21 protein-coding genes and 1 tRNA gene are annotated in these 24,655 nt (G+C 62.5%); 12 read left to right on the top strand and 10 right to left on the bottom strand.

Annotated features, from left to right (window positions below; genetic code table 11):
• Positions 1-298: 298 nt before the first annotated feature.
• The 3 genes from ACYU7Q_RS00380 to ACYU7Q_RS00370 form a co-directional block, all read right to left on the bottom strand.
• On the bottom strand, positions 299-850 hold the full coding sequence (locus ACYU7Q_RS00380) for a hypothetical protein (protein ID WP_460607447.1): 552 nt from the start codon (positions 848-850) through the stop codon (positions 299-301).
• Between the two features lie 158 nt (positions 851-1,008).
• Complete coding sequence (locus tag ACYU7Q_RS00375; protein ID WP_460607446.1) at positions 1,009-1,650, bottom strand: glycoside hydrolase family 19 protein; 642 nt, start codon at positions 1,648-1,650, stop codon at positions 1,009-1,011.
• Between the two features lie 270 nt (positions 1,651-1,920).
• Positions 1,921-2,340, bottom strand: coding sequence for a hypothetical protein (locus ACYU7Q_RS00370; protein WP_460607445.1), 420 nt, complete (start codon positions 2,338-2,340; stop codon positions 1,921-1,923).
• 222 nt (positions 2,341-2,562) lie between these two features.
• On the opposite strand from ACYU7Q_RS00370, the gene ACYU7Q_RS00365 reads away from it, so the two are divergent.
• Positions 2,563-2,829, top strand: coding sequence for a hypothetical protein (locus ACYU7Q_RS00365; protein WP_460607444.1), 267 nt, complete (start codon positions 2,563-2,565; stop codon positions 2,827-2,829).
• A 153-nt stretch (positions 2,830-2,982) separates the two neighbouring features.
• Here ACYU7Q_RS00365 and ACYU7Q_RS00360 read toward each other — a convergent pair whose 3' ends face one another.
• Both ACYU7Q_RS00360 and ACYU7Q_RS00355 read right to left on the bottom strand, forming a co-directional pair.
• On the bottom strand, positions 2,983-3,216 hold the full coding sequence (locus ACYU7Q_RS00360) for a hypothetical protein (protein WP_460607443.1): 234 nt from the start codon (positions 3,214-3,216) through the stop codon (positions 2,983-2,985).
• 216 nt (positions 3,217-3,432) lie between these two features.
• Positions 3,433-3,506: transfer RNA gene (locus ACYU7Q_RS00355), tRNA-Ile, on the bottom strand.
• A 98-nt stretch (positions 3,507-3,604) separates the two neighbouring features.
• Here ACYU7Q_RS00355 and ACYU7Q_RS00350 point away from each other — a divergent pair.
• From ACYU7Q_RS00350 to ACYU7Q_RS00310, 9 genes are all read left to right on the top strand, one after another.
• Entirely contained in the window at positions 3,605-4,264 is a 660-nt protein-coding gene (locus ACYU7Q_RS00350; protein WP_460607442.1) for an HAD family hydrolase, read from the top strand.
• The gene (locus tag ACYU7Q_RS00345; RefSeq protein ID WP_460607441.1) at positions 4,251-5,510 is read left to right on the top strand and encodes a site-2 protease family protein; all 1,260 of its coding nucleotides are present in this window, start codon (positions 4,251-4,253) and stop codon (positions 5,508-5,510) included. Before ACYU7Q_RS00350 ends, ACYU7Q_RS00345 begins: the two co-directional genes overlap by 14 nt.
• Positions 5,511-5,713: 203 nt before the next feature.
• Entirely contained in the window at positions 5,714-6,352 is a 639-nt protein-coding gene (locus ACYU7Q_RS00340; RefSeq protein ID WP_460607440.1) for a hypothetical protein, read from the top strand.
• An 80-nt stretch (positions 6,353-6,432) separates the two neighbouring features.
• On the top strand, positions 6,433-7,158 hold the full coding sequence (locus tag ACYU7Q_RS00335) for a glycosyltransferase (RefSeq protein ID WP_460607439.1): 726 nt from the start codon (positions 6,433-6,435) through the stop codon (positions 7,156-7,158).
• A 193-nt stretch (positions 7,159-7,351) separates the two neighbouring features.
• Positions 7,352-7,729 (top strand): hypothetical protein, encoded by a 378-nt coding sequence (locus ACYU7Q_RS00330; RefSeq protein ID WP_460607438.1) that lies wholly within the window; start codon positions 7,352-7,354, stop codon positions 7,727-7,729.
• A 126-nt stretch (positions 7,730-7,855) separates the two neighbouring features.
• Positions 7,856-8,635 (top strand): MbnP family protein, encoded by a 780-nt coding sequence (locus tag ACYU7Q_RS00325; RefSeq protein WP_460607437.1) that lies wholly within the window; start codon positions 7,856-7,858, stop codon positions 8,633-8,635.
• A 7-nt stretch (positions 8,636-8,642) separates the two neighbouring features.
• Positions 8,643-9,698, top strand: a complete 1,056-nt coding sequence (locus ACYU7Q_RS00320) for a cytochrome-c peroxidase (protein ID WP_460607436.1) — start codon at positions 8,643-8,645, stop codon at positions 9,696-9,698.
• An 18-nt stretch (positions 9,699-9,716) separates the two neighbouring features.
• Positions 9,717-10,724 carry a hypothetical protein gene (locus ACYU7Q_RS00315; RefSeq protein ID WP_460607435.1) on the top strand — a complete coding sequence of 336 codons (1,008 nt, stop codon included), beginning with the start codon at positions 9,717-9,719 and terminating at the stop codon, positions 10,722-10,724.
• Positions 10,725-10,791: 67 nt separating this feature from the next.
• Entirely contained in the window at positions 10,792-11,142 is a 351-nt protein-coding gene (locus ACYU7Q_RS00310) for a hypothetical protein (protein ID WP_460607434.1), read from the top strand.
• 15 nt (positions 11,143-11,157) lie between these two features.
• Here the strand turns inward: ACYU7Q_RS00310 and ACYU7Q_RS00305 are convergent, their stop codons facing one another.
• Both ACYU7Q_RS00305 and ACYU7Q_RS00300 read right to left on the bottom strand, forming a co-directional pair.
• Entirely contained in the window at positions 11,158-11,586 is a 429-nt protein-coding gene (locus tag ACYU7Q_RS00305) for a hypothetical protein (protein ID WP_460607433.1), read from the bottom strand.
• A gap of 91 nt (positions 11,587-11,677) precedes the next feature.
• Entirely contained in the window at positions 11,678-12,757 is a 1,080-nt protein-coding gene (locus ACYU7Q_RS00300; RefSeq protein ID WP_460607432.1) for an LptF/LptG family permease, read from the bottom strand.
• A gap of 86 nt (positions 12,758-12,843) precedes the next feature.
• On the opposite strand from ACYU7Q_RS00300, the gene ACYU7Q_RS00295 reads away from it, so the two are divergent.
• Complete coding sequence (locus tag ACYU7Q_RS00295; protein WP_460607431.1) at positions 12,844-14,451, top strand: ArnT family glycosyltransferase; 1,608 nt, start codon at positions 12,844-12,846, stop codon at positions 14,449-14,451.
• Positions 14,452-14,494: 43 nt separating this feature from the next.
• Positions 14,495-15,379 carry a lysylphosphatidylglycerol synthase transmembrane domain-containing protein gene (locus ACYU7Q_RS00290; protein WP_460607430.1) on the top strand — a complete coding sequence of 295 codons (885 nt, stop codon included), beginning with the start codon at positions 14,495-14,497 and terminating at the stop codon, positions 15,377-15,379.
• Between the two features lie 24 nt (positions 15,380-15,403).
• On the opposite strand, the gene ACYU7Q_RS00285 is transcribed toward ACYU7Q_RS00290, so the two are convergent.
• From ACYU7Q_RS00285 to ACYU7Q_RS00275, 3 genes are all read right to left on the bottom strand, one after another.
• Positions 15,404-16,207 (bottom strand): carbohydrate deacetylase, encoded by an 804-nt coding sequence (locus ACYU7Q_RS00285; RefSeq protein WP_460607429.1) that lies wholly within the window; start codon positions 16,205-16,207, stop codon positions 15,404-15,406.
• 3 nt (positions 16,208-16,210) lie between these two features.
• Complete coding sequence (locus tag ACYU7Q_RS00280) at positions 16,211-17,236, bottom strand: glycosyltransferase family 2 protein (RefSeq protein WP_460607428.1); 1,026 nt, start codon at positions 17,234-17,236, stop codon at positions 16,211-16,213.
• Positions 17,237-17,405: 169 nt separating this feature from the next.
• Positions 17,406-24,644, bottom strand: a complete 7,239-nt coding sequence (locus tag ACYU7Q_RS00275; RefSeq protein WP_460607427.1) for a putative Ig domain-containing protein — start codon at positions 24,642-24,644, stop codon at positions 17,406-17,408.
• Positions 24,645-24,655 lie beyond the last annotated feature (11 nt).

Genomic DNA, 24,655 nt, shown 5'->3' with positions numbered 1-24,655 from the left:
AAAGGGTTAGGAAAAGCAACGCAATTATTTTGGCAGTATGCTGCCAGTAATGTGGTGCCCGATATGGCACCACATTACTATTTTTGAGGACGTTAATAGCTTTAATAACTTAACGAACCGCTACCTGGGCAGCATTCAGAAGCGTAGTATATTAATAGCTGATATTCTACCCGATACTGCTTATTATTTTATTTTTTTGATTCGATAACAATAAAAAGTCACAGCATCTCCAGCCACTAGCAGTGCATTGACGGGAGATGCTGTGACTTTTTATTGTTATCGAATCAGTCGCTGCTATTTATTCTGCTACTACTGCATAAGTATTGGTGCGCTCAATACCGATACCGCCCCCAACGACACTGAAAATACCGCCAAATGGAATGGGTTTCTCTACCGTAGGATTGTCGGGGTCCATGGCGGTGCCGGTTAGTGCCAGCTTGAATTCCGGAGCCGGGTACTTACCAGCTTCATCCTGGGGGTCTTGCCGGAACCGGAACTGGGTGACTTTCGTCTCGACATTCAGCACCCCGTTGAAAATTGCTTTAATGGCATCCGGCCAGTCTCTGTCGACCTCGGTCGGAATAGCATCCGAGCCAATTTTCGCATTAAACCACTGCAACAATTTTTTCAAAGTGCCAAGGGTAACCGACGTTCCCGCCGGAAGCTCGAAGGTAATTCCTTTGGTAGCCACTTTGGCCAGGTCCGAGGCATAAAGGGTAACGACGTTTTCAACATTATCTCCGAGTTGCAGCGTAATGTTGAAATCCGTGGTCGTGGTCGTTGTTACCGTGTTGGCAGCCACTGCTTTGGTTTTTGTGGTTGTTGCTGGCGTGGTCGTTGATTCAGGCATTTTACGTGGGGGTTGAAATGGTTATTGGAAATATTGCTTTCGGGTTTTCCTAAGCGGCGGTTAGCGTGAGCATGAGCAGTAGTCGTGTATTTTTTAATACCTGATGAAGCAGGAGCACAGGAAAATGAACTGTTAAATCCTGGGATTAACCTGCCCTTTTACACCGATTTTTGGTCCTTTAGCAGGGGGTAAAAGCGGTTGAAGTATTTGGTGCGGTCGAGCAGCCCATTAGTGCCGCCATTCACGGCCTTGGTTACCGCCGTTAGCAGCGGCTCTGCGCCTTGGTTGCATAAGTCCACCAGAGACATGGATTTGCCTTGGTAGGCCACCTTCCTGTTGAAAAAGAACCAGGCGGCCGAAACTAACGGGTATTTGGTGGCTACAAGGTCGGGGCCGGCGAGCACATCGTCGTCAACAAATTTATTGAATGCCTTAAAATTATCTTTCCCAGTGAGTTGGATATAGCCCCGGCCTCTGTATTTCCAGCCATCTTTTGATGCTTCATCGCCATTGCCCATGCGCGACGCATAGACCCGGCACGCAATGGCTTCCGGCTTTCGGGCGTAAGTATCGCACAGGCTGCTGGTGGCCGGGAAGTATTTGGGGAATGTCTTTTTGAGGCCGTCACCCGAATAGTTCAGGTTCTCGACCACGGCGGTAAAGTTGTTGCTCTCGTGCGCGCACTGCGCTAAAAAATGCGCCAGCTTCAACGGGGTATCTATTTTGAACAGCTTAATAACCGTGGGGATTTGCGCTAAAACGCTACCGGGAATTTGCTTATCAAGCTTGTCGAGGTTCATGCCGTTTGGTTTTGGGGGCTGGTCAAAACTAATTGAGCGAGCCGGGGAGGTTTAACCTTCCCATGCGCCCTGCAAACGTACATTGCGCATATTGCTTTGAACCACGTATTAATACCTGTTTTTTGTTTCAGGCGCCACTATTTAACCCGTCAATTAGCATTGGTTATGCTTTCTGCATCAGAGGCTTGATTTGGCATGCCGGGACGTTCTCCAAGCATTTCGGTAGTGAGCACCGCGATGCGGCCAAGCCCCGAATTGATGGCTCAGGAATTAGGGTAGTTGCGCCAGCCAGATTGCAGCTTCGGCCTCTTCTGCAAACAGGCGGTAAGTCATGGCCTTGGCTGTGGATTCGCCGGTGGCCTGGTCAAGGGGGAGACGGGCCAGGACCTCGGTGGGCAGCAGCACGGCTCCGTAGAAGTCGTGCATGCGCGTGCGGGGCATGCTCAGCCAGCACTCGGTGACCCAGGTGGATTCTTCGGGCGTGAAGGGTGTCATGCGGCGGTGGTCGCCGATGACTTTATGCCAACGGCGGAGCGCTAAGAGTTGCTTGGCGTGGCCAAGCAGCGTCTGCAGGTCGGCCAACCGGCGCGGGCCGGTGGTGTACCGGATGATGATGTATCCGCCGGCGGGTTGTTCCAGCAATTGACCGGCCGCGTTTCGAAAGTGGATGCGAAGTTTACCAGAAGCCATAATCGTCGCTAAGGTAATCTTAGAGATGATAAATCGGCCCAAATCGCTGATTTAAGAGGCTTCTACGCCACCTTACGTCTGGCGGCTCGGCTGTTCTGCCCCCGGCGGGCATTGGCATTTCCAGTCAATCTGGCTTAAGGCAGAGCGCACCGATAGAAAACGCCCGGGAAATTGCACGAAAGCGAAGCCGGTTTGGTTGGGCTTTTTCTATACCTTTATTTTATGGAAATAGCTAACCACACTTTTGCCGAAGCAACTTCGGCGGCTCCGTTTCTGGATTATGCCATTTGCGTAGATGCCGACAACCGGCCGGCCAACCACGTGGGCGACTGGCCCGTGCAGGGCCAGGCCTACGCCGTGCGCGTGGTAGAGAGCCGCACCGAAGGCCTGGACCTGGTGCACGTATTGGGCTTTGAGGGCGAAGCGCCGTATTTCAACGCCTTTGCCCCGCACCGCTTCGAGTTTATTGAGCGCGTGTGGCTTAATTAAAGCATTCTTTTGAAACAATGGCCCGGCGCACTAACGAGTGCCAGGCCTATTCAAACCACTATAAAAAGCCCCTCTACGATGAAGCGGAGGGGCTTTTTATGTAGTCTGTGCGGCTACGCATGGGGCAGCGTACACGGGCCGTGGTGTTCCTTATCACGCACCCGCAGCGCACTCTTGGCGGCTGAGGGCAGCACAGGTGGCGCAACGAGGCCGAGTTTCCTCCCGGGTTCGGGGCTCGTAATACTGCCAGTTGCCACTGGCTTTCACTTCCTGGCCAATGGGGCAGGCGTCGTTATCATGGAAAGGGTAGCGCTCGGGCTCAGGGGCCGGGGCCATCAGCCCGGTGACGTGGGCAACGTGGTGGAAAAAAGGAAGCGTTTGGGCCATGAGCTGCAAGGCGGAAATACTCGCAAACCTACCCGGACAATCTGTGCCGAATCTGAAGCAGGCACGTCGGCTTGCCGGTCGACTGGACGCAGCCATTTGTACTGCACTGAAGCGGCTGCTAGCAGCCGCAGACAATGCCTTGGCGATTGGCGCAGCTACTCTACTGATGGCGCAAAAACAAAGCCGCCCCTAAATTGCGTAGGGGCGGCTTTGTTGTGGGCCCAACTGGAATCGAACCAGTGACCTGCTGATTATGAGTCAGCTGCTCTAACCGATTGAGCTATAGGCCCGGTGCTGGAGGCAGTCATCTTTCACCTCAACCCTGCCGTTACCGGCCCTCCAACGGTGCAAAAGTACGACCTTCGCGGACGGAAAAACAAGCCAGCCCATGCTTCCCCACTTATTGTTCGATTTTGGCGGCGTAATCATTGACATTGATTACGATGCCACCCCCGCCGCCCTGCGCCGGCTGAGCCGCGCCGGCAGCACCATCCAGTTTTCGCAGGCCAGCCAGGCCGAACTGTTCGACCGCTTCGAAACCGGCCACCTCTCCCCGGCTGAGTTCCGGGCCGGGCTGCGGGCGGCCTACGACCTCGACGCCACCGATGCCGAGCTGGACGCTGCCTGGCACGCCATGCTGCTCGACGTGCCCGCCGAGCGCCTCGCCCTCATTGGCGAGCTGCGGCAGCAGGGCCACCAAACGGCGCTGCTCAGCAACACCAACGCGCTGCACATTGCCGAAATCAACCAGCGCCTGGCCGCGAAGTACGGCTTCCGAAACGGTATTGCCGACGTGCTCGACCGTGTGTTCTACTCCCAGGAAGTGGGCCTGCGCAAGCCGGGCGAGGAAATATTCCACCACGCGCTGCGCGAAATGAACTGGCGGCCGGAAGACGTGTTGTTCATCGAAGACAGCCCGCAGCACATTGCCACGGCCCGCCGCCTGGGGCTGCGGGTGCTGCACCTGGCCCCGCCGCTCACCCTCACCACCGCCCTGCCCGAAGCCCTCCGTGCCTTTCCCCGAGAATACCCCGTTGCCCATTCCTGAACCTGATTTTGCGGGTTTCCCTACCGGGCACGGTCCGGTCGAGGAAGCTGCTCCGGCGGCTACTAATGGGCCCAGCCGCCTGGACCGGGCGCGGGCCTTGTTCCGGCGGTTCGAGCGGCCGGAGCCATCGCCGGGGCGCACGGCGGCACTGCACATTGGGCTTTTTTTGATAACGCTTGTCACCACCACGCTGGCCGGTATTCAACTCACGCGGGGTGCGGTCGATTTTTTGCCGCTTGATGTATTTCTGCTGCGCGGGCCGGCATTGTGGGCGGAAGTGCAACGCGGGCTGTGGTTTGCGCTGCCGTTTCTGAGCGTGCTCACGGTGCACGAGTTCGGGCATTATTTCACGGCGCGCCGCAACCGGGTACGCACGTCGTTGCCCTACTACATTCCATTTCCGATGGGGCTGGGCACGTTTGGGGCCATTATCCGCATTCGGGAGCGGATTTTTTCGCGCCGCGAGTTTTTTGACATTGGGCTGGCCGGGCCACTGGCGGGTTTCTTGGTAGCGGTGCCGCTGCTGATTTATGGCTTCACGCACCTGCCGCCGCTGGCGTATCTGTACGCCATTCATCCGGACTACGCCCAATATGGGGCTGATTATGCGCAGCATGTGTACGGTGCCAAGGAGCTGGCCAACGGCCTGACCCTGGCCCGCCCGCTGCTTTATCAGTTCCTGGAAAAAACCTTTGCCGACCCTGCCCGCCTGCCTCACCCGCTGGAGCTACTGCATTACCCCGTGTTGCTGGCCGGCTCGCTCAGCCTGTTTTTCACGGCCCTGAACCTGCTGCCCATGGGCCAGCTCGACGGCGGGCACATTCTCTACGGGCTGCTGGGGCCGCGGCGCTTCAACCGCATGGTGCCGGTGCTGTTCACGGCCTTCATTTTTTACGCCGGGCTAGGGCTGTTTTCATTGCACGACGACTGGCAAACCTGGCTTTATGGTGGGCCGATGTACGCGGGGTATCTGGCGCTGATATTCTGGCGGGTGCTGCCCCGTCCGCGCCAGGGGCTGCTGCTGGCAGCAGGCATCTGGGCGGCGCAGCTGGCTGGGGCGGCGCTGCTGCCGGGCGTGGTGGGCAACCCTGGTTGGCTGGTATTTGGGCTGCTGCTGGGACGCTTCACGGGCATCTATCACCCGCCGGCTCCCGATGAGCGCACCCTGAGCCCCGGCCGCCAGCTGCTAGGCTGGCTGATGGTGGTTATTTTTGTGCTTTGCTTCACGCCGAGTCCATTTGCTTAAGAGGAATGCGAATAGTGCCATGCAAAGGCATCTGTCATCCTGAGCTTGCGAAGGACCTTACCGCGTTTAAGCCGTTTGAATCACTGCAAATAGTTTGGCCATGAAAAGGTCCTTCGCAAGCTCAGGATGACAGACGAATAACCTCGCCATACCAGCCTCCACTTCCCCTGTCCGTTTCTACCACTCCCCTACTCCTCCCCTGAATGATTTTTAGCCAAAAACAGCTTTTTCTGGGCACTACGCACATCGAGTTGCGGGCCGAAAGCCTCTACTTGTGCAAGCGCAACCCGCAGGGCGTACCCACGCTCGAAACCGAGGTACCCTACGAAGAAATTCTGCCCATCAAATCCGGCGAGCACCGCCACATTCCCACCAACCAGCTGCTGCTCACGGGGCTGCTGCTCGTGTTTCTGGGCTACGGCCCCTGGCGCGAATGGCTGACCACTGGCCATACTGACATCGCGCTATACTCGTGGTGGCTGATTTTTGGGCTGAATGCGCTGGCCAGCTGGCTGCGCTTCGAGCAGCAGTGGTGCACGTTTCGGCTGCGCACGGCCCACCTGGCCGTCACGCTGGCCGGCCGGCCCTGGCAGCGCAAGCAGTTCCGGGCGCTGGTGACGGAGCTGGAGCGCCGCACCAAAACCTACCTGCGCGACGAATACGGCCAAGTGAACCCGCTGGGCTTCATCGAGCCGCAGCTGCGCCGCGTGGCCTGGCTGCACGAGCTGGAAGTCCTCAGCGCCCCCGAAGCCCAGGCCCTGAGCACGCGCCTCACCGGCCGGCGCGGGGCCGATACGCTCCGCAGCATGGGCCAGGAGCTGGAATCGCCCTACCTGAACTAGCAGTATGATAAGTTAAGAGTTAGGAGTTAAGAGCTATGAATTCCCATTTGATAATTCTTAACTCCTAACTCTTAACTCCTATGCGCCCCGCCCCTGCTGCCGCGCTGGTGAGCATCATCATTCCGACCTATAATGAAGCGCCGGGTATAACCGCGCTGCTGCACTACCTGCGCCGGGCGGGCACCGCCACCGATGCCGCCGTGGAAATCATCGTGGCCGACAGCCCCGGTACCGATGCCACCGCCGCACTGGCCCGGCAGGCCGGTGCCCGCGTGGTGGCCTGCTCGCGCAAGGGCCGTGCCGCTCAGCTCAACCACGGGGCGCGGCACGCCACGGGCAGCATCCTGTATTTCCTGCACGCCGATTCGCGCCCGCCGGTGGGCTTTCTGGCCGATGTCCGGCGGGCGGTGGCGGCGGGCTACGGCTGCGGCTGCTTCCGGCTGGCGTTTGATATGCCGCACTGGTTTTTGCGGGCGCACGCCTGGTTCACGCGCTTCGACATGACATTGGCGCGGTTTGGCGACCAGAGCTTATTCGTGGAGCGGACCATTTTTGAGCAGGCCGGTGGCTACCGCGAGGACCTGCTGCTGCTGGAAGACCAGGAAATTACGCGGCGGCTCCGGCGGCTGACGCGGCTGCGGGTGCTGCCCGGCCCCATCATCACCTCGGCCCGCAAGTACCGTGAGAACGGTGTTTTTCGGCTTCAGGCGGCTTTTTACCTGCTGACGGGGTTGTACTACCTGGGCGTGGCGCAGCCTGCTTTGCTGCGGGTGTACCGGGCCATTATTCGGCAGGACAAACTGTAGCGCCGGCGCAGGAACTGGCTGGCCCAGGCAACGGTTGCCAGCCAAGAGCCGAGTATCCGGCCAACCGGCGCATGCAGGTAGATTATGCACGCAGCTGATACAATCCAGGGTTACCCCGCTGCCGTTTATCTGCCCAGGACATGGCCCGAGTGTTTGGCCGCTGGCCTATCTTTGCCATCATAGCTTCTGCTTCATGCACCGCATTCTGGCTTTTTTCCTCGTCGCGCTCATGCTGCTCCAGACTTTGGGGCAGGAGGTGCTGGTCGTGGATTATCAGCTGAATAAGGCCCGCATCACGGAGCTGTACTGCGTGAATAAGGCCAAGCCGATGCTGCATTGCAACGGCAAGTGCCACCTGGCCCAGCAGCTGCGCAAAGCCGAGGGCGGCGACAAAAAAGCCCCCGAGCAGCTGGCCAAGGTGAAGTACGAAGTGCTGCCAATGGCCGCCCTGCTGCTGCCGCAGCCGCGGCGCTGGCCATCGGCCGCCCGGCCCTACGCTCGCCCGGCAACGGCGCGCTACGCAGCCGTGCCCGGCCGGGGCGTATTCCGCCCGCCCCTCCTATCCATCTGATTGTGGCTTCTGGCTTTCTGCGTGGCAGAAGGCCGGCCAATTTGCTGGCTCCGCTAGGTTCGCGGCGGGCCGGGCATGCGCGTACACGCTTCTTATTCAATCAGTTGTTGATTCTCCCCTTTTCCGATGAAACGCTTTTCTATTTCCGCCCTTTCCTGCACGTTCGCCCTCGCCATGCTCGCCTTAGCGGGCTGCAAGAAGGACGATGTAGTGGTAGACCCGCCCACGGTATCCCTCGAATTTGAGCAGACCGTGGGCGCCGACCCGCTGGTGCTGGATACCAAAACTTACAATACGCTGGCCGGCGACCAGTTCACGGTCAGCACTTTTAAGCAATACATCTCCAACATCGTCTTCACTAAAACCGATGGCTCGACCTACGCCGTACCCGACAGCTACTACCTGCTGGATGCGGCCAAGTCCGAAACCTTGCACCTCACGTTCACCGGTGTGCCGGAAGGCGACTACAAGGGCCTGACCTTCACCATCGGCGTTGACAGCCTGCACAACGTTTCGGGGGCTCAGAAGGGCGCGCTCGACCCTAACAATAAGATGTTCTGGACCTGGAATTCGGGCTACATTTTCACCAAGCTGGAAGGCTCCTCGCCACAGTCCCGCACCACGGCCCTTACCTTCCACGTCGGAGGATTCCAAAAGCCGTACAATGCCGTTCGGACGGTTTCGCCGGCCTTCCCGACCGGCACCACCTTGCTGGTGCGAGCCGGACATAACCCCGAAATTCACCTGAACCAGGACCTGCAAAAGATGTTTAGCGGGCCGAATACCATACGCTTCGGTGGGACTGGCTCAGTGATTGAGATTATGTCGGCCGGCCCCAACGCCGTGATGATGGCCGATAACTACGCGGCCGGGATGTTCTCCGTCGAGCACATTCACGCCAACTAGCCCGGCCATGCGCCGCACACTGGTCGCCTCGCTGGCCTTCGGGCTGGCGGGGCTGCTCCTGGCGGGCTGCGGGCTGGATGATGTGGCCGTGCCGGATGCCTCGGTACCCGGCACCACCCTCCCGGCCAATTTCCCTGCCCCCGTATATGCCCTCGATGCCAACCCGCCCACGTCGGCGGCGTTTGCGCTGGGCCGCCGCTTGTTCTACGACCCGCGCCTGTCGCGCGACGGCTCCGTGTCGTGCGGCAGCTGCCACCAGCAGTTCGTGGCCTTCGCCAACGCCGACCACCGCCTGAGCCACGGCGTGAGCAACCGCTTGGGCACGCGCAATGCCCCGGCCTTGCAGAACCTGCGCTGGAAATCGGAATTTTTCTGGGATGGCGGCCCGAAAAACCTGGAAACCCTGCCCCTGGCCCCGCTCACCAACCCGCTGGAGATGGACGAGACGCTGGACCACGTCCTGGCCAAGCTCAATGCGGACCCCGATTACCCCAGCCGTTTTGCAGCGGTGTACGGGCCGGGGCCCATCGATTCCTACCAGTTTCTGCGGGCGCTGGCGCAGTTCACAGCCTCGCTCACTTCGGCCAATTCGCGCTACGACCAGGTAGTGCGCGGCGAAGGCAGGGCGGTGCTCACGGCCAGCGAAGGGCGGGGCCGGGCGCTGGTGGCGCAAAAGTGCGCCAGCTGCCATACCACCGACTTATTCACCGACGAAACCTACCGCAACAACGGCCTGAGCATCTCGTTCGGGGCCGATTCTGGGCGCGCCCACATTACCGGCCGGGCCACCGACGTGGGCCGCTTTAAAGTGCCGAGCCTGCGCAACGTGGCCCTTACCGGACCATATATGCACGACGGCCGCTTTACCACGCTGGCGCAGGTGCTGGCGCATTACGACCACGGCGTAGTGTCCTCCCCCACCCTGGATGCCGCGCTGCGGCCAGCGGGCGGGCCGCTGGGCATTCCCCTCACAGCCACCGAGCAGGCCGACATCATCGCCTTTCTGAACACGCTCACCGACGACTCGTTTATCCACGATGCGCGGCTGGCCGAGCAGCGTTAGGCTTCAGCATTTACTTCCATGACCATCAAGAAATTTATTCTCATCCCCTTGCTAATGAGCGGCCTGGCGCTGCCCGGCCGGGCCTGCGACATCTGCGGCTGCTTCATGGGTATCACGCCTTATGACAACCAGAGCAGTTTCAGTCTGATGCACCGCTACCGCATCTTCAACGGCTACCAGGCGCTGGGGCAGTCGGCGCAGTTTTTTCCGGCGGGGGCGCGGCCGTTTTTTCCCTCGCCCCTCAACGGCGACAACGGCTACGCGCACTCCCATCACGGCGACCCGACCGATTTCGAAGCCTTCCGGGTGATTGAATTGCGGGGCAAATACTTCCTCTCGCAGCGCGTGGAGCTGAACGCCTTCGTGCCCTATGTGATGAATACCTCGCAGATAAACGGCCGGCAGCTGAACTCGGCCGGCGTGGGCGACGTGACGGTTTTTGCAGGCTACCACCTCATCCGGGCCATTGAGACGGCCGGGGTGCAGAGCCGGCTCATCGTGGGCGGCGGCGTGAAGCTGCCCACCGGCGAGTACACCCGCCAGAACGCGCAGGGCCAGCGCTACCCGCTGCTCAACCAGGTGGGCACCGGCACCACCGACGGCTTTGTGTACGCCAACTACATCGGCAGTTTCCACAGCTTCGGGCTGAGCGTGAACAGCAGCTACCGGCGCTCCAATCAAAACACGTTCAGCACCAGCCTGGCCCCGAGCACGGCCACCTACGCCAGCTTGTTCTACCGGGTGCCGCTGGGCGAAAACTGGCAGATTTACCCCTCGGCGCAGTTTTTCTACGAGAAAACCAAGGGCGAAATGCTCGACGGCCAGCTCACCGGCGAGCACGCCATGAACAACGCCCTGCTGGGCCCGGGGCTGGACGTGTACTACAAAAACGTGTCCTTGAACACCAGCTTTCAGCTGCCCATATACACCGCCGCCACGGACCACCCGGCCAGCGCCGGCCGCCTGGTGGTGTCCGTTGGCTACAGCTTCAAGCAAACCAAATACCTGCTCCATGGCAAAAGCTGAGCAGTAGGAACCCGGGCGCAAATGCCACGTAGGACAACGGATTCAACCACTTTTTTCCTTCTGAGCTATGAGCATTTCCCTGAATTCCGCCGCCGTAACCTTCGCCAAAAAGCTGATTAAAGACGGTAAAATCAAGAATGACGAAGGCCACTGGGGCCAGCACAACCCCGATTCGTCGGACGAAAACGCCTTCCTTAAAAAGCACGAGATGGACGAGTATGCCACCTGGCACCTCGGCCTCGACAAGAGCAAGGGTGAAGACACCAAAGGCCGCTACAAATTCCCCTACGGCGACTTCAAAACCGTGCACCGCGACGGCCTCATCGCCGCCAAGGAGCGTGCCGCCCAGCAAGGCTACGCCGACATCGAAAAAGCTGCCGACGAGCTGCTCGGGCTGTTGGAGAAGGCCGCCAAGTAGTGCCCCGGCCGATTCCTACAATACAGCGGGGTTGAGCCAGCGCATGGCCGCGCCCTCGTCCTCAAACAAATTCATGTCGAAGGGCCGGGCGGGGTCCATGATGTAAGTCACGTATTTTTTCTGCTCGGGGTCCGAGGTGTAGGCTTCGGTGAGGGCCGGCGAGTTGAGCACCGCCATGCGCAGGCGGCGGGGCGCCATGCGCTGGGTAGCCTGCGGATAAAACACGTTGGTAACCCAGTCGCTGAGGTCGGCCGGAATTTTGTTCCGGCGCCGCACATCCAGCAGCCAGTCGCTGACGCCGTGCTCGTCGGCTACGGCCAGCATTTGGGCGTAGTCGGCCTGCACCACTTCAAAAGAGGCGTGGCTGTGCCAGCGCACCACCATCACCCGCAAATCGGGGCGGAAGGAAATGCTGCGCGAAGGAAGCTCAATGGTTTGATGCATGGGCCAAAAGTACGCCGCCCAACCTGTCGCGCAGTTTTTATTATTAAGCCCAAAGCCCTGGCTGCCCGCGCAGTCGGGGCTTTTTTGCAGCCTACTTGGGCACGAAGCGGTAGAGCACCAGCCCGATGCCGGAGAAAATCAGGCTGGGCACCCAGGCCGCCAGCATGGGCGAGAGCTTTCCTACCTGCGCCAGGTTGCGGCTGAACATCACAAAAAAGATAAAGATGAAGGCCAGCACGAACCCCAGCGCAATTTGCCCGCCCACGCCGGCCCGCGCCTTCCGGGCGCTGAGCGTGACGCCAATCAGGGCCAGAATGAGGATAGCGAAGGGATAGGCGTAGCGCTCGTATTTATCGCTCTGGTAGGTTTGCGTGTCGCTGGCCCCGCGCTCAATTTTGGTGCGAATCAGGCCATTGAGCTCGGGCAGGGTAAGGGTTTCGGCCAGGTGATAGTCGCTGCCGAAGTCCTTGGGAAAGAGGTTCAGGGTGGTGTCGCGGGCGGGCAGGGTTTGCAGGGTTTCGTCCTGCAGGCCGCGAAAAGTACGTATCAGTTGCGGCGATAAATGCCACGCGTGCCGGGTCGAATCCCAGTTGATGGCATCGGCCGTGAGGCGGCGGCGCAGCACCGTGCCGTCCACGGTTTCGAGGGCAAAATGGAAGCCGATGTTGCTGATGTTATCGTAGCTCTCCATGTACACGTAATGGCGCGGCCCGATTTTGATGTGCACGTTGCGCCCTTCGTAGCGCCAGGGGCTTTTCACGTAGTCGCGCTCGAACTGCACGCGGCGCTTGTTGCCCAGCGGCAGCACCCAGCCCACCACCGCAAACGTGAGCAGGCCCAGCAACCCGGCCCCCACGGCATACGGCACCAACAGCCGCCGGAAGCTGACGCCCGAGGCCATAATGGCCACGATTTCGGTGCGCGCCGCCAGCTGCGCCGTCACAAACACCACGGCAATAAACACCGTGATGGGCGAGAGCATGTTGGCGAAATACGGGAACACATACACGTAGTAGCCGAAAATGATTTTGTGCCCGGATAGCCCGTGGCGCAGGAAATCGTCGTTTTTCTCGGTGTAGTCAATCACGCAAATCACCGATACGAGCAGCACCACGGTGAAAAAAAACGCCGTGAGAAACTTGCGGATGATGTAGCGGTCGAGGATACGCACGAGTTTTAAATAAATATTCAATATATAAAATACAAAGACTAATTTGAATCCTACCTTTAGCGGGCTAATTCACCCTGCTTTCCGCCATGCCTCCCGTCGTTCATTGGTTGCGGGCGCGCCCCTGGGTGCCCGCCGTGCTTGCCCTGCTGGTGCTGCTGCCGGCCCTGCTGCTCAACCTGGGCCTGCTCCCGCTCATCGCCGATGAGCCCATCCGGGCGCTGGTGGCCCTGGAGTTGAAGCTGCACGGCAATTTCTTCGTTTCGACGCTGCAGGGCGAGTACTATTTCAACAAGCCGCCGCTGTTCAACTGGCTGCTGCTGGGGTTTTTCCAGCTGTTTGGTTCCGTCGAGGAGTGGGTAATTCGGCTGCCCACGGTGCTGGCGCTGCTGGGCATGGGGGCCAGCCTCTATTACTTTGTGAGCCGCCGGCTGGGCCGAATGCTGGGCGTGGCTGCCGCACTGGCCTTTGTCACCAGCGGACGCATGCTGTTCTACGATTCCTTCCTCGGGCTTATCGATACCCTGCACGCCCTGGTCACCTACCTCGGCTTCATGACGGTGTTCGAGCTGGGCGCGCGGCGGCGCTGGACGGCGCTGTTTGTCGTGAGCTACGCCCTTACGGCCGTGGGCTTTTTGCTGAAGGGGCTGCCGTCGCTGGTGTTTCAGGGGGTGGCGCTGGGAGTGTATTTCGTGTTGGTTGACGGCCACTGGCGGCGGTTGTTATCGGGGGCGCACGCCCTGGGGCTGGCCGTGCTGCTGGGGCTGACGGGCGGCTATTTTGCCGTGTACCGGCATTTTCACCCGCTGCACGACTACCTGGCCACGCTTCTCGACCAGTCAACGCAGCGCACCGTGGCCGCCCACGCCTGGCAGGAGTCGCTGGCCCATCTGGTGAAGTTTCCGTTCAATTTCATTTCTGATTTCCTGCCCTGGACCCTGCTGCTGCTGTGTCTGGTCCGGCCCGGCTGGCGGCAGGTGCTGCGCGAGCAGCCCTTCCTGCGCTTCAATGCGCTGCTGTTTGCGGCGCTCACGCCGGTGTTCTGGCTGTCGCCGGGCACCATTCCGCGCTATTTGTTCGTGCTCACGCCGCTGGGCTTCACGGTGGCGGTTTATTTCTACCAGCAGTTTCGGGCCGAGGGCCGCTGGCCCCACCGGGTGCTCGATGCCGTGCTGCTCACGGCCATGGCGCTGGTCAGCCTGAGCCTGGTGGCCGTGCCCTGGATACCCGCGGCCGCCGTGCAGCCCGGCGTGGTCTGGAAATCGGCGCTGGGGGTGCTGGCCCTGGCCGGGTGCACGCTGGCGTTCTGGTACCTGCCGGCCCAGCGGCTGGCGTGGCTGGGACTGTTTTTGCTGTGCATGCGCGTGGTGTTCAACTGGTTTGTGCTGCCGGCCCGCCTGCTCACCCGCGACGAAACACCCTACCGCACGGCGGCCATTCGGGTGGCACAGATAGCCGGCCACGCCCCGGTGTACAAGCTGGCCGATACCCACGTCGACAACGACGAGGCGTTTTACATCACGCGGGGCACGGGCCACATCGTGTATTCGTCCACGTCGCCACTGCTGCCCGCGGCTCCTGCCAAAAATGCCTTCTACCTGGCCGAAGACCGGTACCTCACCGGCCGGCGCTACCGCCAGTACTATGAGTTCGTCATCGACGGGGGCATCCGGCTGCACCTGGTGAAATTTGATTAGCCGGATTTATTTTCATTGCTACACTTCGACTCCCATCTGCGCATTGACCCTCCCACCCCGCCTGCGCGCCACCCTCCTCCTGCTGCTGAAGCTGGGGCTGCTGGCGGCCGCGCTGTGGTTTGTGTTCCGCCGCATCAGCCCGCGCCAGATTGGCCAGGTGCTGGCCAGCGTGCAGCCGGGCTGGCTGGGGCTGGCGGTGGGGCTGTTTGCGGTGTCGAAGTGGCTGGCGGCCCGCCGCCTCAACTATTTTCAGCGAGCCATCGGAGTCGATTTGTCCGAGGCGGCCAACCTGCGCCTCTACTGGCTGGGCATGTTTTATAACCTGTTCCTGCCCGGCGGCATCGGCGGCGACGGCTATAAGGTGTTGGTGCTGCGGCGGGCCTACCCGACTAAAACCGCCGCTCTGGTTCGCGCCTTGGTGCTGGACCGCGTGAGCGGTCTGCTGGCGCTGGGGGTGCTGCTGGTGACGCTGGCCTGGGTGGTGCCCCTGCCGCTGCCCGGGCTGTGGGTGTGGCGCGGGGTGGCCGGCCTGGGGGCGGCGGGGCTGCTGCTGGGTGGCGCGGCCGTTACGGAGCGGTGGTTTGCGCCATTTGGCCCCGCGTACTGGCGCACGCAGGGGCTGGCGCTGGGGGTGCAGGCGGCTCAGCTGCTGTGCACGTTGGCTTTGCTGGCCGCTACGCACACCGTCGCGCAGCAACCGGCGTATCTGCTGGTGTTTCTGGCGTCGTCGGTGGCGGCGGCTCTGCCGTTCACGGTGGGCGGGGCCGGAGCACGCGAGGTGGTGTTTCTGCTCGGGGCGCAGTGGCTGGGGCTCGATGCGGCGGTATCGGTCAGCCTCAGCCTGCTCTTTTACCTGCTGTCGGCGGCGGTGGCGTTGCCGGGGGCTTTGGTAGGCGAAGGCAGATGGAATGCGGTTGAACGAGGTTGAAAGCCGGTTTTTACCATTGCGGTTTCAGACTTCATCGTACCGAATCAAGCTACCGCCCTGCTCCGCCAGGTGCTCGCGCCAGGCGCCCCCGCGCCAGAACTCATACTCCGTGCGGCGGGCCAGGTACGAGCCGGGCCGGTCAGTTAGGCCGGGGTGGGTCATAAACTCCACGGTGGGGCCGTGCCGCCGGGCGCGGGCCAGCCCCTGCGCAAACAACGGCAGCGTAGCCGCCTGCGCCGCCGAGAAATCGGCCACCAGCGCATTGGGCGTGGCAAAACCTCGCAGGCCGGAGGTTGAAATTCTTCCAAATACGTTCAGAATACGGCCGCGCTGCCCGTAGCTGGGCTGGGGCGTCCAGCGTCGCAGCCGCCGTACGCCTAGCTGGCCCAGGATGCGCGTGAGGGCGGGCCCCAGCCGGGGGTAAAGGTGCAGGTGCCGGTGCGAATCGGCGTGGCTCAGGGCAAGGCCATGGGCCCGCAGGCGGTCAATTTGGGCGGTCAGCTCCACGGCCAGCTCGGTGAACCGCACCTGGCCGGCCAGATAGCGCAGCCACAGCTGCTGCGCGGGCCAGAAATGGCCATCCGGCCCTAGCAAACTGGGCACCGCAGCGGCCGGCGCCACCGGCGGGCCCAGAATCAGGTTCAGGTGGTAGCCCACCGATATGCGGTCGGAGAGCTGGCGGAGGGCGGCCAGGTCCATTTCACTGGCCAGATTGGCCATTACGGTGGTGCTGCTGAGGCAACCCTGGGCGGCCAGGTCGAGAATGGCGGCCGTGGCCGCCGCATCCCAGCCAAAATCGTCGGCGTTGATGATGAGACGCAGCGCCATGCGTTAAAGCGTTAGGGTTGGCGCGCGCAGCTCGCACCGCACCACGTAGGGCGCCCGGTTGCGGCGGGCGTAGTAGGCGTGCGTACCGATTTCGGCCAGCAGGCCGAAACAAATCAAAAAGATGCCGCTCATTATCAGAAACAAGCTGAAAATAAATTCCATGGGGAACCGATGGGAAATATTTACCCCGAAGAAAATGGAGCCGGCCAGCAGGCCCGCAGTAGCCAGCAGGCCCACGGCCAGCGTCAGGATGCCCAGCACCCCAAACAGTCGGAAGGGCTTGCGCGAGTAGCGCAGAAAAAACCGCAGCATCACCAAATCGACCACCACTACCAGGGCCTTGCCCAGGCCGTAGTGGCTGGTTCCAAACTGCCGTCGCTGCACCTCAATCGGGAATTCGCGGTAGCGGATGCCGCGCTGCGCCACCAGAGCTCCCAAAAAGCGGTGCGAGTCGCCGAGCAGCTCCACGTTGCGCAGCAGGTAGCGGCGGTAGGCCTTATAAGTGGCGCCAAAGTATTCGAGCTGCACCCCCGACAATAAGGAAATAACCTTGTGGGCCGCGTTGGCGAGCAGCGAATGGGCGCGGCCGTCGGGGCGCTTGGCTTTGGCCCCGCTCACCATGTCGTACCCCTCGCGGATGTAGGCCACAAACTGCGGCAGGTAGGCGGGGTCGTGTTGCAGGTCGCCGTCCATGGCCACCACAATATCGCCCCGGGCCCGCTCAAAGCCAGCCCGCAGGCTGAGGGTCTGGCCGTAGTTGCCGGCCAGGTCGATGCCAATTACGGCCGGGTTTTCGGCGGCCAGGGCGGTAATGTGCGCCCAGGTCTGGTCCTCGCTGCCGTCGTTCACCAGCAGCAGCTCGTAGGGCAGCCCGTGGGCGGTCATCACGCCATCAATCTGCTCCGCCAGAGGGCGCACGCTGTCCTGCTCGTTATGAACCGGCACCACGATGGACACCAGGTCTTTAATTTCCACGGCTGGGGTCACCACTTGACGGGCCGGGGCGGGAGCAAGAAAATCGGTGAACATGGCTTGCAGGCTGTTCCGTAAATTCAATTAGTAAATATATATTTAAATTTATTGTTACAAAAACACAACCATGCCTCCCTAATCTTTCATCGGTCTGCATGTAGCCCAACAAAAAAGCCCCGACTGCTAATACAGTCGGGGCTTTTCAATGCCTGGTGAGGCGGGTTACTTATTCCACCACCAGCTTTTTCACCACCACGCCGGCTTCCGTCTGGAGGCGCAGCGAGTACACGCCGGTGGCCAGGTTGGTCAGCGGCAGGGTGTAGGTGGGCTGGCCGGCAGGCAGCGCCTGCGTGAGCACTACCCGGCCCAGCGCATCAACCAGCGCGGCCGTCACGGCCTTCCGGTTGAGGACGGAGGGCAGCTCGACGAATACTGCCTTGCTGGCGGGGTTCGGGTACACGGCTACCTGGGCCGCCAGCTTGGCCGAAGCCACGCCCAGCACCCGGGCCCCAAACACCAGCTCGAAGCGCGGCGTGGTATTGGCCGCGTTCATGGTGAAGGTGTAGTCGGGGTGCAGGCTCAGGTCGGTGAGCGTGCCCAGCTGCAAGTCGCGCAGGAAGGGCTGCTCGCCGGCCCCGAAGTTGAGCACCTGCGCCGCGTGCAGCGTGTAGGTACCCGTCACGGGCAGGCCAATGAACAGCGGCACCGTCACCGAAGTCGTCGAGGTCAGCGGCAGGGCGTTGATGGCCAGCTTGTCGCTGCCAGCCCAGGCGGCCAGGTTCAGGCCGGTGGAGTTGGGCAGTTTCACGGCATCGTATTCCGAATCCGTGCCGGCCGTAGCGGCCTGCTCGAAGTACACGTACAGCGGGTCGGAACCGGTGGCGCTTTGCAGGTCGAGTTGCACCAGCGGGCGGGTTTCGGTCGTGCGGTGGTACACCGGGTTCTGGTAAGCCGTCACGCGGTGCGAGTTGCGCAGCGTCAGGTTGCCGCTGGTCTGGCCGTTGCTCACCCGCACGAAGAAGCCCTGGCCTTGGGCCAGAATCGAGTTCGGGCTATTGGCGTTGCCGCCCACGCCATTCACGTTGGCGCGGTAGGTGCCGCCGTACAGGCTGGTGCTTTCAAACACATACATGGCAGCGTCAAGGTTGTTGCGGTCGGCCGCGCCTACCAGCGAGTAGTCCAGCGGCGACGGGTAAGGGTTACCCACCAATTGCCAGCCGGCATCGGTCGCCGTGGCACCGCTGTTGCGGCCCAACGCCAACGAAATATTGCCGTTGTTCTGCGGGCCGTTCACGCTCAGGGTCTGGTTGGCGGCCAGGTTCACGGTGTAGCCCTGGCCCACGTTCAGCGGGTCGGTCAGTGCGCTGGGCGACGTCCAGCCCTTGTCGAAGGGAGCCAGGCTGTTGGTCGAGGTGGCCAGGCGGGCCTGGTCGTAGTAGTACACCGTGGGGAAAGGCCGCACGCTGTTGGGCGCAGCCGAAGTGTTGTAGGCCGGGTTCACTACGGGCGTGAAAGTACTCGTAGTCAGGCTACCCACAGTAGCGGTGCTCACCGGTGCCGAGTAGTGGCGGTAGCCGAGGCCCGGGTTCAGGTCGGGCGCGATGTAGCGCTGCACCGTGGCGTTGCCCACAATCACGTTGCTGCCGTTGTTCACCACCAGCGCCGTGAGGTTGGCGTTCGACTCCAGCGTGAACGGGTTGCCGTTGGTCGTAAAGTTGCCGTTGAGCGTGAACAGGCGCTGCACCGACGTGCTGGCTGAGGTGCTCGACTGCGCGCCGTTGGCACCAACGGTCAGGTTCCAGAAGCGGGTATTGCTGCTGCCCAAGATGTTGGCCTGCGTGCTCGTGCCCAGCACCACTGTGCCGCCCGTGGGCTGGTAGGTACCGTTGTTGGTCAGGTCAGCCCGCACGTCGAGTGTGCCGCCGGCCTGGGTCAGGGCTGCACCGCTGTTAAGGGTCAGGTTGCGCACGCTGGCCGTGCCGGCGAGGATGGCCGGGAAGCGGTTGCCGCTGGGCGCGGTCGGGATGGTGGCGTCAATCGTGCTGGTGGGCACCGTGATCGGCGACCAGTTGTTGGCCGTAAACCAGTCGGTGCTCACGTTGCCGGTCCACGTCACCAAAGCCGGAGTCGCAATGACGAGCGTGTAAGCCTGCGCGCCGGTTGAGCCGAACGCATCGGTCGCCGTCACCGTGAAGTTGGATGTGCCATTGCCCGTGGGCGTGCCCGCAAGCACCCCGCCCGTCGAAAGGGTCAGGCCCGTCGGCAGGGCGCCGGCCGTGATGGCGTAGCTATAAGGAGCCGTGCCGCCCGAAGCCGTAATCGTTTGGCTGTAAGCTGTGCCTTGCGTACCGCCCGGCAGCGTGGCCGGGGCCACTGTGATGGTCGGGGCCGTGATGGTGAGCGTATAGCTGCGCGAGCCGCTATAGGGGCCCGGAGCCGACGAGGCATCGGTGGCCGTCACCGTGAAGGTGAACGAGCCGCTCGTCGTGGGCGTGCCCGCAATGGTGCCGTTGGTCAGCGTCAGGCCCGCCGGCAGGGCGCCGGCCGTGATGGCGTAGCTGTAGGGCGCCGTGCCGCCCGAGGCCGTGAGGGTCTGGCTGTAAGCCGCGCCCACCGTACCCGCCGGCAGCGTGGTCGGGGCCACCGTGATGGTGGGGGCCACGAACTGCACGCTCACCGTGTTGCTGGCCGAGTTGCCCGTGTTGTTGGCGTCCTGGGCCACATTGGCAGCCAGGCTCACCGACACGGTGCCGAACCCGCTGGGCGTTACGGTGAAGGTGTAGGGGCCGGCACCGCTGCCGCTGAAGCTGCCGCTGGTCAGCGTGCCGCCCGTCACCGTCACGTCCGAAGCCGTGAAGGTGGTACCCACGCTCAACGGCGAGAAGCTGACCGAGAAGGGAATCGGCGAAGTGCTGGTCGGGCTGGCCGAGGTGGTGCTCACCGTCGCCGTCAGGGCCGAGGCCGTCACATTGAACGAGGCCGATGTGAAGGTGTTGTATGTCGGAGTGTTATTGGGCTGAATGTTGCCCACGAATACGTCGTTCACATACACGTTCAGGCGCTGGTCGAGCGAGGTGTAGTTGCGCTGGATGGCCCGGAAGCTCACCTGGTAGCTGCCCGTGGGCACGGCCAGGTTCTGCAACACGTTGCCGTTGTTGCCAGCCGCGCTTTGCAGGAGGGCCACCGCGTCGCCGTCGGCCGCCGTCGAGCCAAAGGCGCTGCCATTACGCGACACGCCAGCCTGGGGGCCGAAGGTCCAGGGCGTGGCCACCACGCCGTCGCTTTGGTACAGGTAGCTACCCGCGGGTACGTTGTTGCTCTCGAAGCTGCCGTTCTGCAAGCCATTGGCGAAGGCCGTGCCGCCGCTCAGCACCTGCACCATGTCCACGAAGGCCGTCACGTCGCTGTTGCCGCTGGCGCTGCCCGCCGCCTGAATGCGCAGGGTGGGCGCGGCCGCAAAGCTCTTGGTGATGGTGTACTGCTGACCGCTGGTGTAGGGGACGTTGCTAATTGTGGGCGATACGCCCGTGGTATTGGCCACGTTCAGCGTCAGGGTGCCGCTGCCCGTGCCGGTGTTTACTACTACCGTGTAGGTAGTGCCCGACCCCGATACGCTGGTTACGGCGGCGCTGCTCAGCCCCGTGGTCGTCAGGTCAAAATTCGTCGTCGTCAGGCCGGTTACCGAGCCCGAGAAAGTCACCTGGTAGCTCACCGTGGCCGTGGCCGTGGGCGAAGGCGTCAGGCGCGTCACCGAGACTACCGTCACGGTCGGGGGAGGCGCGATGGTGAGCGTGTAGGTGCGCGAACCGCTGTAGGGGCCGGGGGCGGCCGAGGCGTCCGTCGCCGTTACCGTGAAGGTGAACGTGCCGTTGGTCGTGGGCGTGCCGGCAATCGTGCCGTTCGTCAGCGTCAGGCCCGCCGGCAGGGCGCCGGCCGTGATGGCGTAGCTGTAGGGCGCCGTGCCGCCCGAGGCCGTGAGGGCCTGGCTGTAGGCCGTGCCCTGCGTGCCGTTGGGCAGCGAGGCCGGCGATACGGTGATGACGGCCTGCACTGTGAAGGCGGAGGTCAGCGTCTGCCCACAAGGGGCCGTCACCGTCAGGGTGCCGGGGCCGAAGGTGGCCCCGGTGGGTACGACAAAAGTGAAGCCGCTCGCCGAGAGGCCGCTCACGGTGGCCGTTGCGCCGTTCACCGTCACGCTGTTCACGCCGCTCAGGTTGGTACCGGCGACCGTCACGGTCGCGCCGCGCTGAGCCGTAGTGGGGCTCACGCTGCTGATGGTAGCCGTGGCCGGCGGATTCACCGTAACCTGGGCCACCGAGGTGCTGGTGCTGCCGCTACCGTCGGTCACGGTCAGCAGCACGTACTGGGTTTTGTTCGCTTCCGAGCAGTTGTAAGTCAGGCTGGCGGCGTCGGCGGAGTAGGCCGCCTGCACGGCCAGTGCCTTGGGAGTGCCCGCACAGGGGTCACCCAGCGTGGGGTTGTTGTTAGCAGTGGCCGCATTGTTGGCGTCCATGCTGCCGGTGCTGCGGCCCACATACGAGTTCTGGGCCGTTATCACGCTGTTGGCCGCGTTGCAGCTGCCCAAGCGGTAATTGCCGTTGGCGTCGTTGGTAGGTGTGCCGTAGCTGGCGAAGCGGATGGCCGTGAAGTTGACCCCGCTGGGCGTGGTCATTGTCAGTGTGTTGCCCTCAGCTACCCGCCCATACACGATTTTCTGGATGGTGTAGGTGAGCGTGCCCCCGCCGGTGCTGCCGTTGTTCACGCTGCTGGCGTTCAGGGTCGCGTTGCCGCTGGCGTCGAGGTTCACCGTCACGTTCTGTGCCACGGCTACTACCGGCTGCTGGTAGGTGATGCTGAACTGTGAGGCCGCCGTGTTGAAATTGCCAGCAGCATCCTGGGCCACGCTGGCCGGCACGTTCACCGTCACAGTGGTGCCGCTGCCGGTCGGAGTCACGCTGAAGGTGTAGGTGGTGCCCGAGCCCGCGAAGCCTGATACCGTGCCGTTGGTCACCGTCAGGTCACCCTGCACAAAGCCCGTCACGCTTTCCGAGAAGGTCACCGTGAAGGGAACGGGCGTAGTGGGCGTGGTGCTGCCATTCGAGCCCGCCGTCGAGCTGATGGTTACCGTCGGGGCCACTGTGTCCACCGTGAAGGTGTTGGTGCTGCTGCTGGAGCTGTTGTTGCCAGCCGCATCGCGGGCCGTAGCCCGCACCGTGTGGCTGCCCTGGCTCAGGGCCGTGGGCTGCGCCAGCGACCAGTTGCCCGAAGCGTTGGCTGTGGTAGTGCCAATGCTGGCCGCGTCCACAATTACCGTCACCGTCGAGTTGGCCTCGGCCGTGCCGGAATAGGTTGGGATAGTGGTCGCCACGGCGCTGCCGTTGGCTGGCGTCGTCACCACCGGCGCGGCCGGTGGCACCGTGTCCACAATAAAGGTGTTGGTGTTGCTGTTGGCGCTGGCGCTGCTGCTGGTGCCGCCCACCGTTACTACGGTCGTGGCGTACACCGTGTGGCTGCCCTGGCTCAGGGCCGTGGGCTGGGCTTTGCTCCAGTTGCCGCTGGCATCAGCCGTCACCGTGCCGCTCAGGGCCGCGCCGTCCACGGACACCGTTACCGTACTATTGGCCTGTGCCGTGCCCGTGTAGGTTGGCGTGGTAGTGGCCACGATGCTGCCATTGGCCGGGGTGGTTACGACCGGCGCGTTCGGGGTCGTCACAAATTGCAGTACGCTGCCGTAGCTGGTGCCCACGCTGTTGGTGGCGTAGGCCACCACGTAGTAGCGGGTACCGGCCGACAGGCCCGAGATGGTAGCCGAGAAGCTGCCCGTGCCCGTGCCGTTGGGCGCCGTCGTGGTGCCGCTGCCACCCACGGTGGGGGTGGCGTTGGTAGTGCTGTACACCACGCCACGGCCGGTCACGGCGTCGCCGCCGTCGGCAGTCACGTTGCCGCCCAATACGGCGGCGGCGGTGGTAACACTCCCAGCTGTGGTAGTCGTCACCGTGGGGGCCGCGGCAAAGCTTACGCGCGCCGCGTAGGCGTTGCCGCTGGTGAGCGAAGTCCCGAAGTTGGCAGTGGGCACCATCTTGCCGCCTACCACGCCTTGGGTGCCATTCACGGCGAGGCCGAAGCCGGTGTCATCGCCGCTGCCCCCGCCGCTGAGTGCCCCGTTGCCTGCAAAGGTTGAGCCGGTATCCGTGTATTTGGCGACGAACGCATCATAGCCCCCAGCGCTTGTCAAGGTAGTACCGGCGATGCTGGTCGATGCGCTGTAGTCGGTCGTTACGTATACAAAACTGCCATTCACGGCAATATCTCCCCCAATTGAGCCATCAATAGCGTCTTCGGCATTAGCACCACCGTCGGCGATGGCATAGCCATTCACCAGAGCGGCCCCACTGTCGGTGTACTTGGCCACGAATATATCCTGGCTCCCTGCCGACGTTGTCAGGGCAGTACCCGCTACCGAAATCCCAACCGAGCTGGTGTTAATGGTACCCATTACATAGATGCTTCCGGTCGTCGTATTCACGGCGATGCCCTGGGCCCCGTCGCTACCGTCGCCCCCGCCCTTCTGTGCGTAGTTGGCGGTGATACCGCCCGTTGCGGTGGGAGTGGTGTCGGTGAAGCGCGCCACGAAAATATCGTTCGCGCCCCCGTTTGTTAGGGTGCTGGAGCCGATGACGGCCGTGCCGGAGCTATTGAAACGCCCGCCGATGTAGATGTTGTTGCCGTTCAGGGCCAGGCAGGTAGCAATTTCGCCGCTGGCACCACCGGCGCGGACGGCGCCACCGTTCGAAAATGTCGTCCCGTTGTCGAGAAACTTAGCCACGTATACGTCGGCCGAGCCGCTGCTGGTAAGCGCCGTGCCGCTGATGGTCGCATTCGGCAAAGAGCTCGAACCGAAGTAGCCCGTCACGTACACGTTGCCGTTGGCCGGGTTCACGGCCATACCGTAGGCATATTCCTGCGATGCGCCGGCGGTGCTGCCCTGCAGCCCGCTCGCCGTCACGCTGGTGGTGTTATCGGTGAACTTGGCCACAAACATGTCCCAGCCGCCGTTATTGGTCAGGGTAGTGCCCGAGCCGGTGGTAAACTGGGTGGCCCGGTACACGCCCGTCACGTACACGCGGTTGCCGTTCACGGCGATGGCATTGCCCAAATCCTCGGCCGTGCCGCCGGTGCCGGCCGTGCCGCCGCCGCCGCTCGCGCCCCAGGCCCATGTGCTGGCCCCGGAGGCCCACTTGGCCACGAACATATCCGTGTCGCCAGTGCTGTTGAGCGTGTTGGGGCCGAACGTGACCGAGCCCGTGAAAGAGCCGGTCACGTACACGTCGCCGCTGGCAGTGATGGCAACATCGCGCACATCGACGGCCGCCGAGCTAAGGGCGCTTTGCCAGGTGGGAGCCTGCGCACGCGCCCCCCAAGCTGCCAGCAGTAGAAGCAGCAGCAGCAGTAGTTTTTGTCTCATATGTTAAAGAG

It is taken from the genome of Hymenobacter terrigena, assembly GCF_054776515.1.
This window is presented reverse-complemented; position numbering and strand designations above follow the sequence as displayed.

Bases quoted from the DNA above. Each gene is read 5' to 3' on its own strand.
- ACYU7Q_RS00380 (WP_460607447.1), bottom strand. From the start codon at position 850: ATGCCTGAATCAACGACCACGCCAGCAACAACCACAAAAACCAAAGCA.
- ACYU7Q_RS00375 (WP_460607446.1), bottom strand. From the start codon at position 1,650: ATGAACCTCGACAAGCTTGATAAGCAAATTCCCGGTAGCGTTTTAGCG.
- ACYU7Q_RS00370 (WP_460607445.1), bottom strand. From the start codon at position 2,340: ATGGCTTCTGGTAAACTTCGCATCCACTTTCGAAACGCGGCCGGTCAA.
- ACYU7Q_RS00365 (WP_460607444.1), top strand. From the start codon at position 2,563: ATGGAAATAGCTAACCACACTTTTGCCGAAGCAACTTCGGCGGCTCCG.
- ACYU7Q_RS00360 (WP_460607443.1), bottom strand. From the start codon at position 3,216: ATGGCCCAAACGCTTCCTTTTTTCCACCACGTTGCCCACGTCACCGGG.
- ACYU7Q_RS00350 (WP_460607442.1), top strand. From the start codon at position 3,605: ATGCTTCCCCACTTATTGTTCGATTTTGGCGGCGTAATCATTGACATT.
- ACYU7Q_RS00340 (WP_460607440.1), top strand. From the start codon at position 5,714: ATGATTTTTAGCCAAAAACAGCTTTTTCTGGGCACTACGCACATCGAG.
- ACYU7Q_RS00335 (WP_460607439.1), top strand. From the start codon at position 6,433: ATGCGCCCCGCCCCTGCTGCCGCGCTGGTGAGCATCATCATTCCGACC.
- ACYU7Q_RS00330 (WP_460607438.1), top strand. From the start codon at position 7,352: ATGCACCGCATTCTGGCTTTTTTCCTCGTCGCGCTCATGCTGCTCCAG.
- ACYU7Q_RS00325 (WP_460607437.1), top strand. From the start codon at position 7,856: ATGAAACGCTTTTCTATTTCCGCCCTTTCCTGCACGTTCGCCCTCGCC.
- ACYU7Q_RS00320 (WP_460607436.1), top strand. From the start codon at position 8,643: ATGCGCCGCACACTGGTCGCCTCGCTGGCCTTCGGGCTGGCGGGGCTG.
- ACYU7Q_RS00315 (WP_460607435.1), top strand. From the start codon at position 9,717: ATGACCATCAAGAAATTTATTCTCATCCCCTTGCTAATGAGCGGCCTG.
- ACYU7Q_RS00310 (WP_460607434.1), top strand. From the start codon at position 10,792: ATGAGCATTTCCCTGAATTCCGCCGCCGTAACCTTCGCCAAAAAGCTG.
- ACYU7Q_RS00305 (WP_460607433.1), bottom strand. From the start codon at position 11,586: ATGCATCAAACCATTGAGCTTCCTTCGCGCAGCATTTCCTTCCGCCCC.
- ACYU7Q_RS00295 (WP_460607431.1), top strand. From the start codon at position 12,844: ATGCCTCCCGTCGTTCATTGGTTGCGGGCGCGCCCCTGGGTGCCCGCC.
- ACYU7Q_RS00285 (WP_460607429.1), bottom strand. From the start codon at position 16,207: ATGGCGCTGCGTCTCATCATCAACGCCGACGATTTTGGCTGGGATGCG.
- ACYU7Q_RS00280 (WP_460607428.1), bottom strand. From the start codon at position 17,236: ATGTTCACCGATTTTCTTGCTCCCGCCCCGGCCCGTCAAGTGGTGACC.
- ACYU7Q_RS00275 (WP_460607427.1), bottom strand. From the start codon at position 24,644: ATGAGACAAAAACTACTGCTGCTGCTGCTTCTACTGCTGGCAGCTTGG.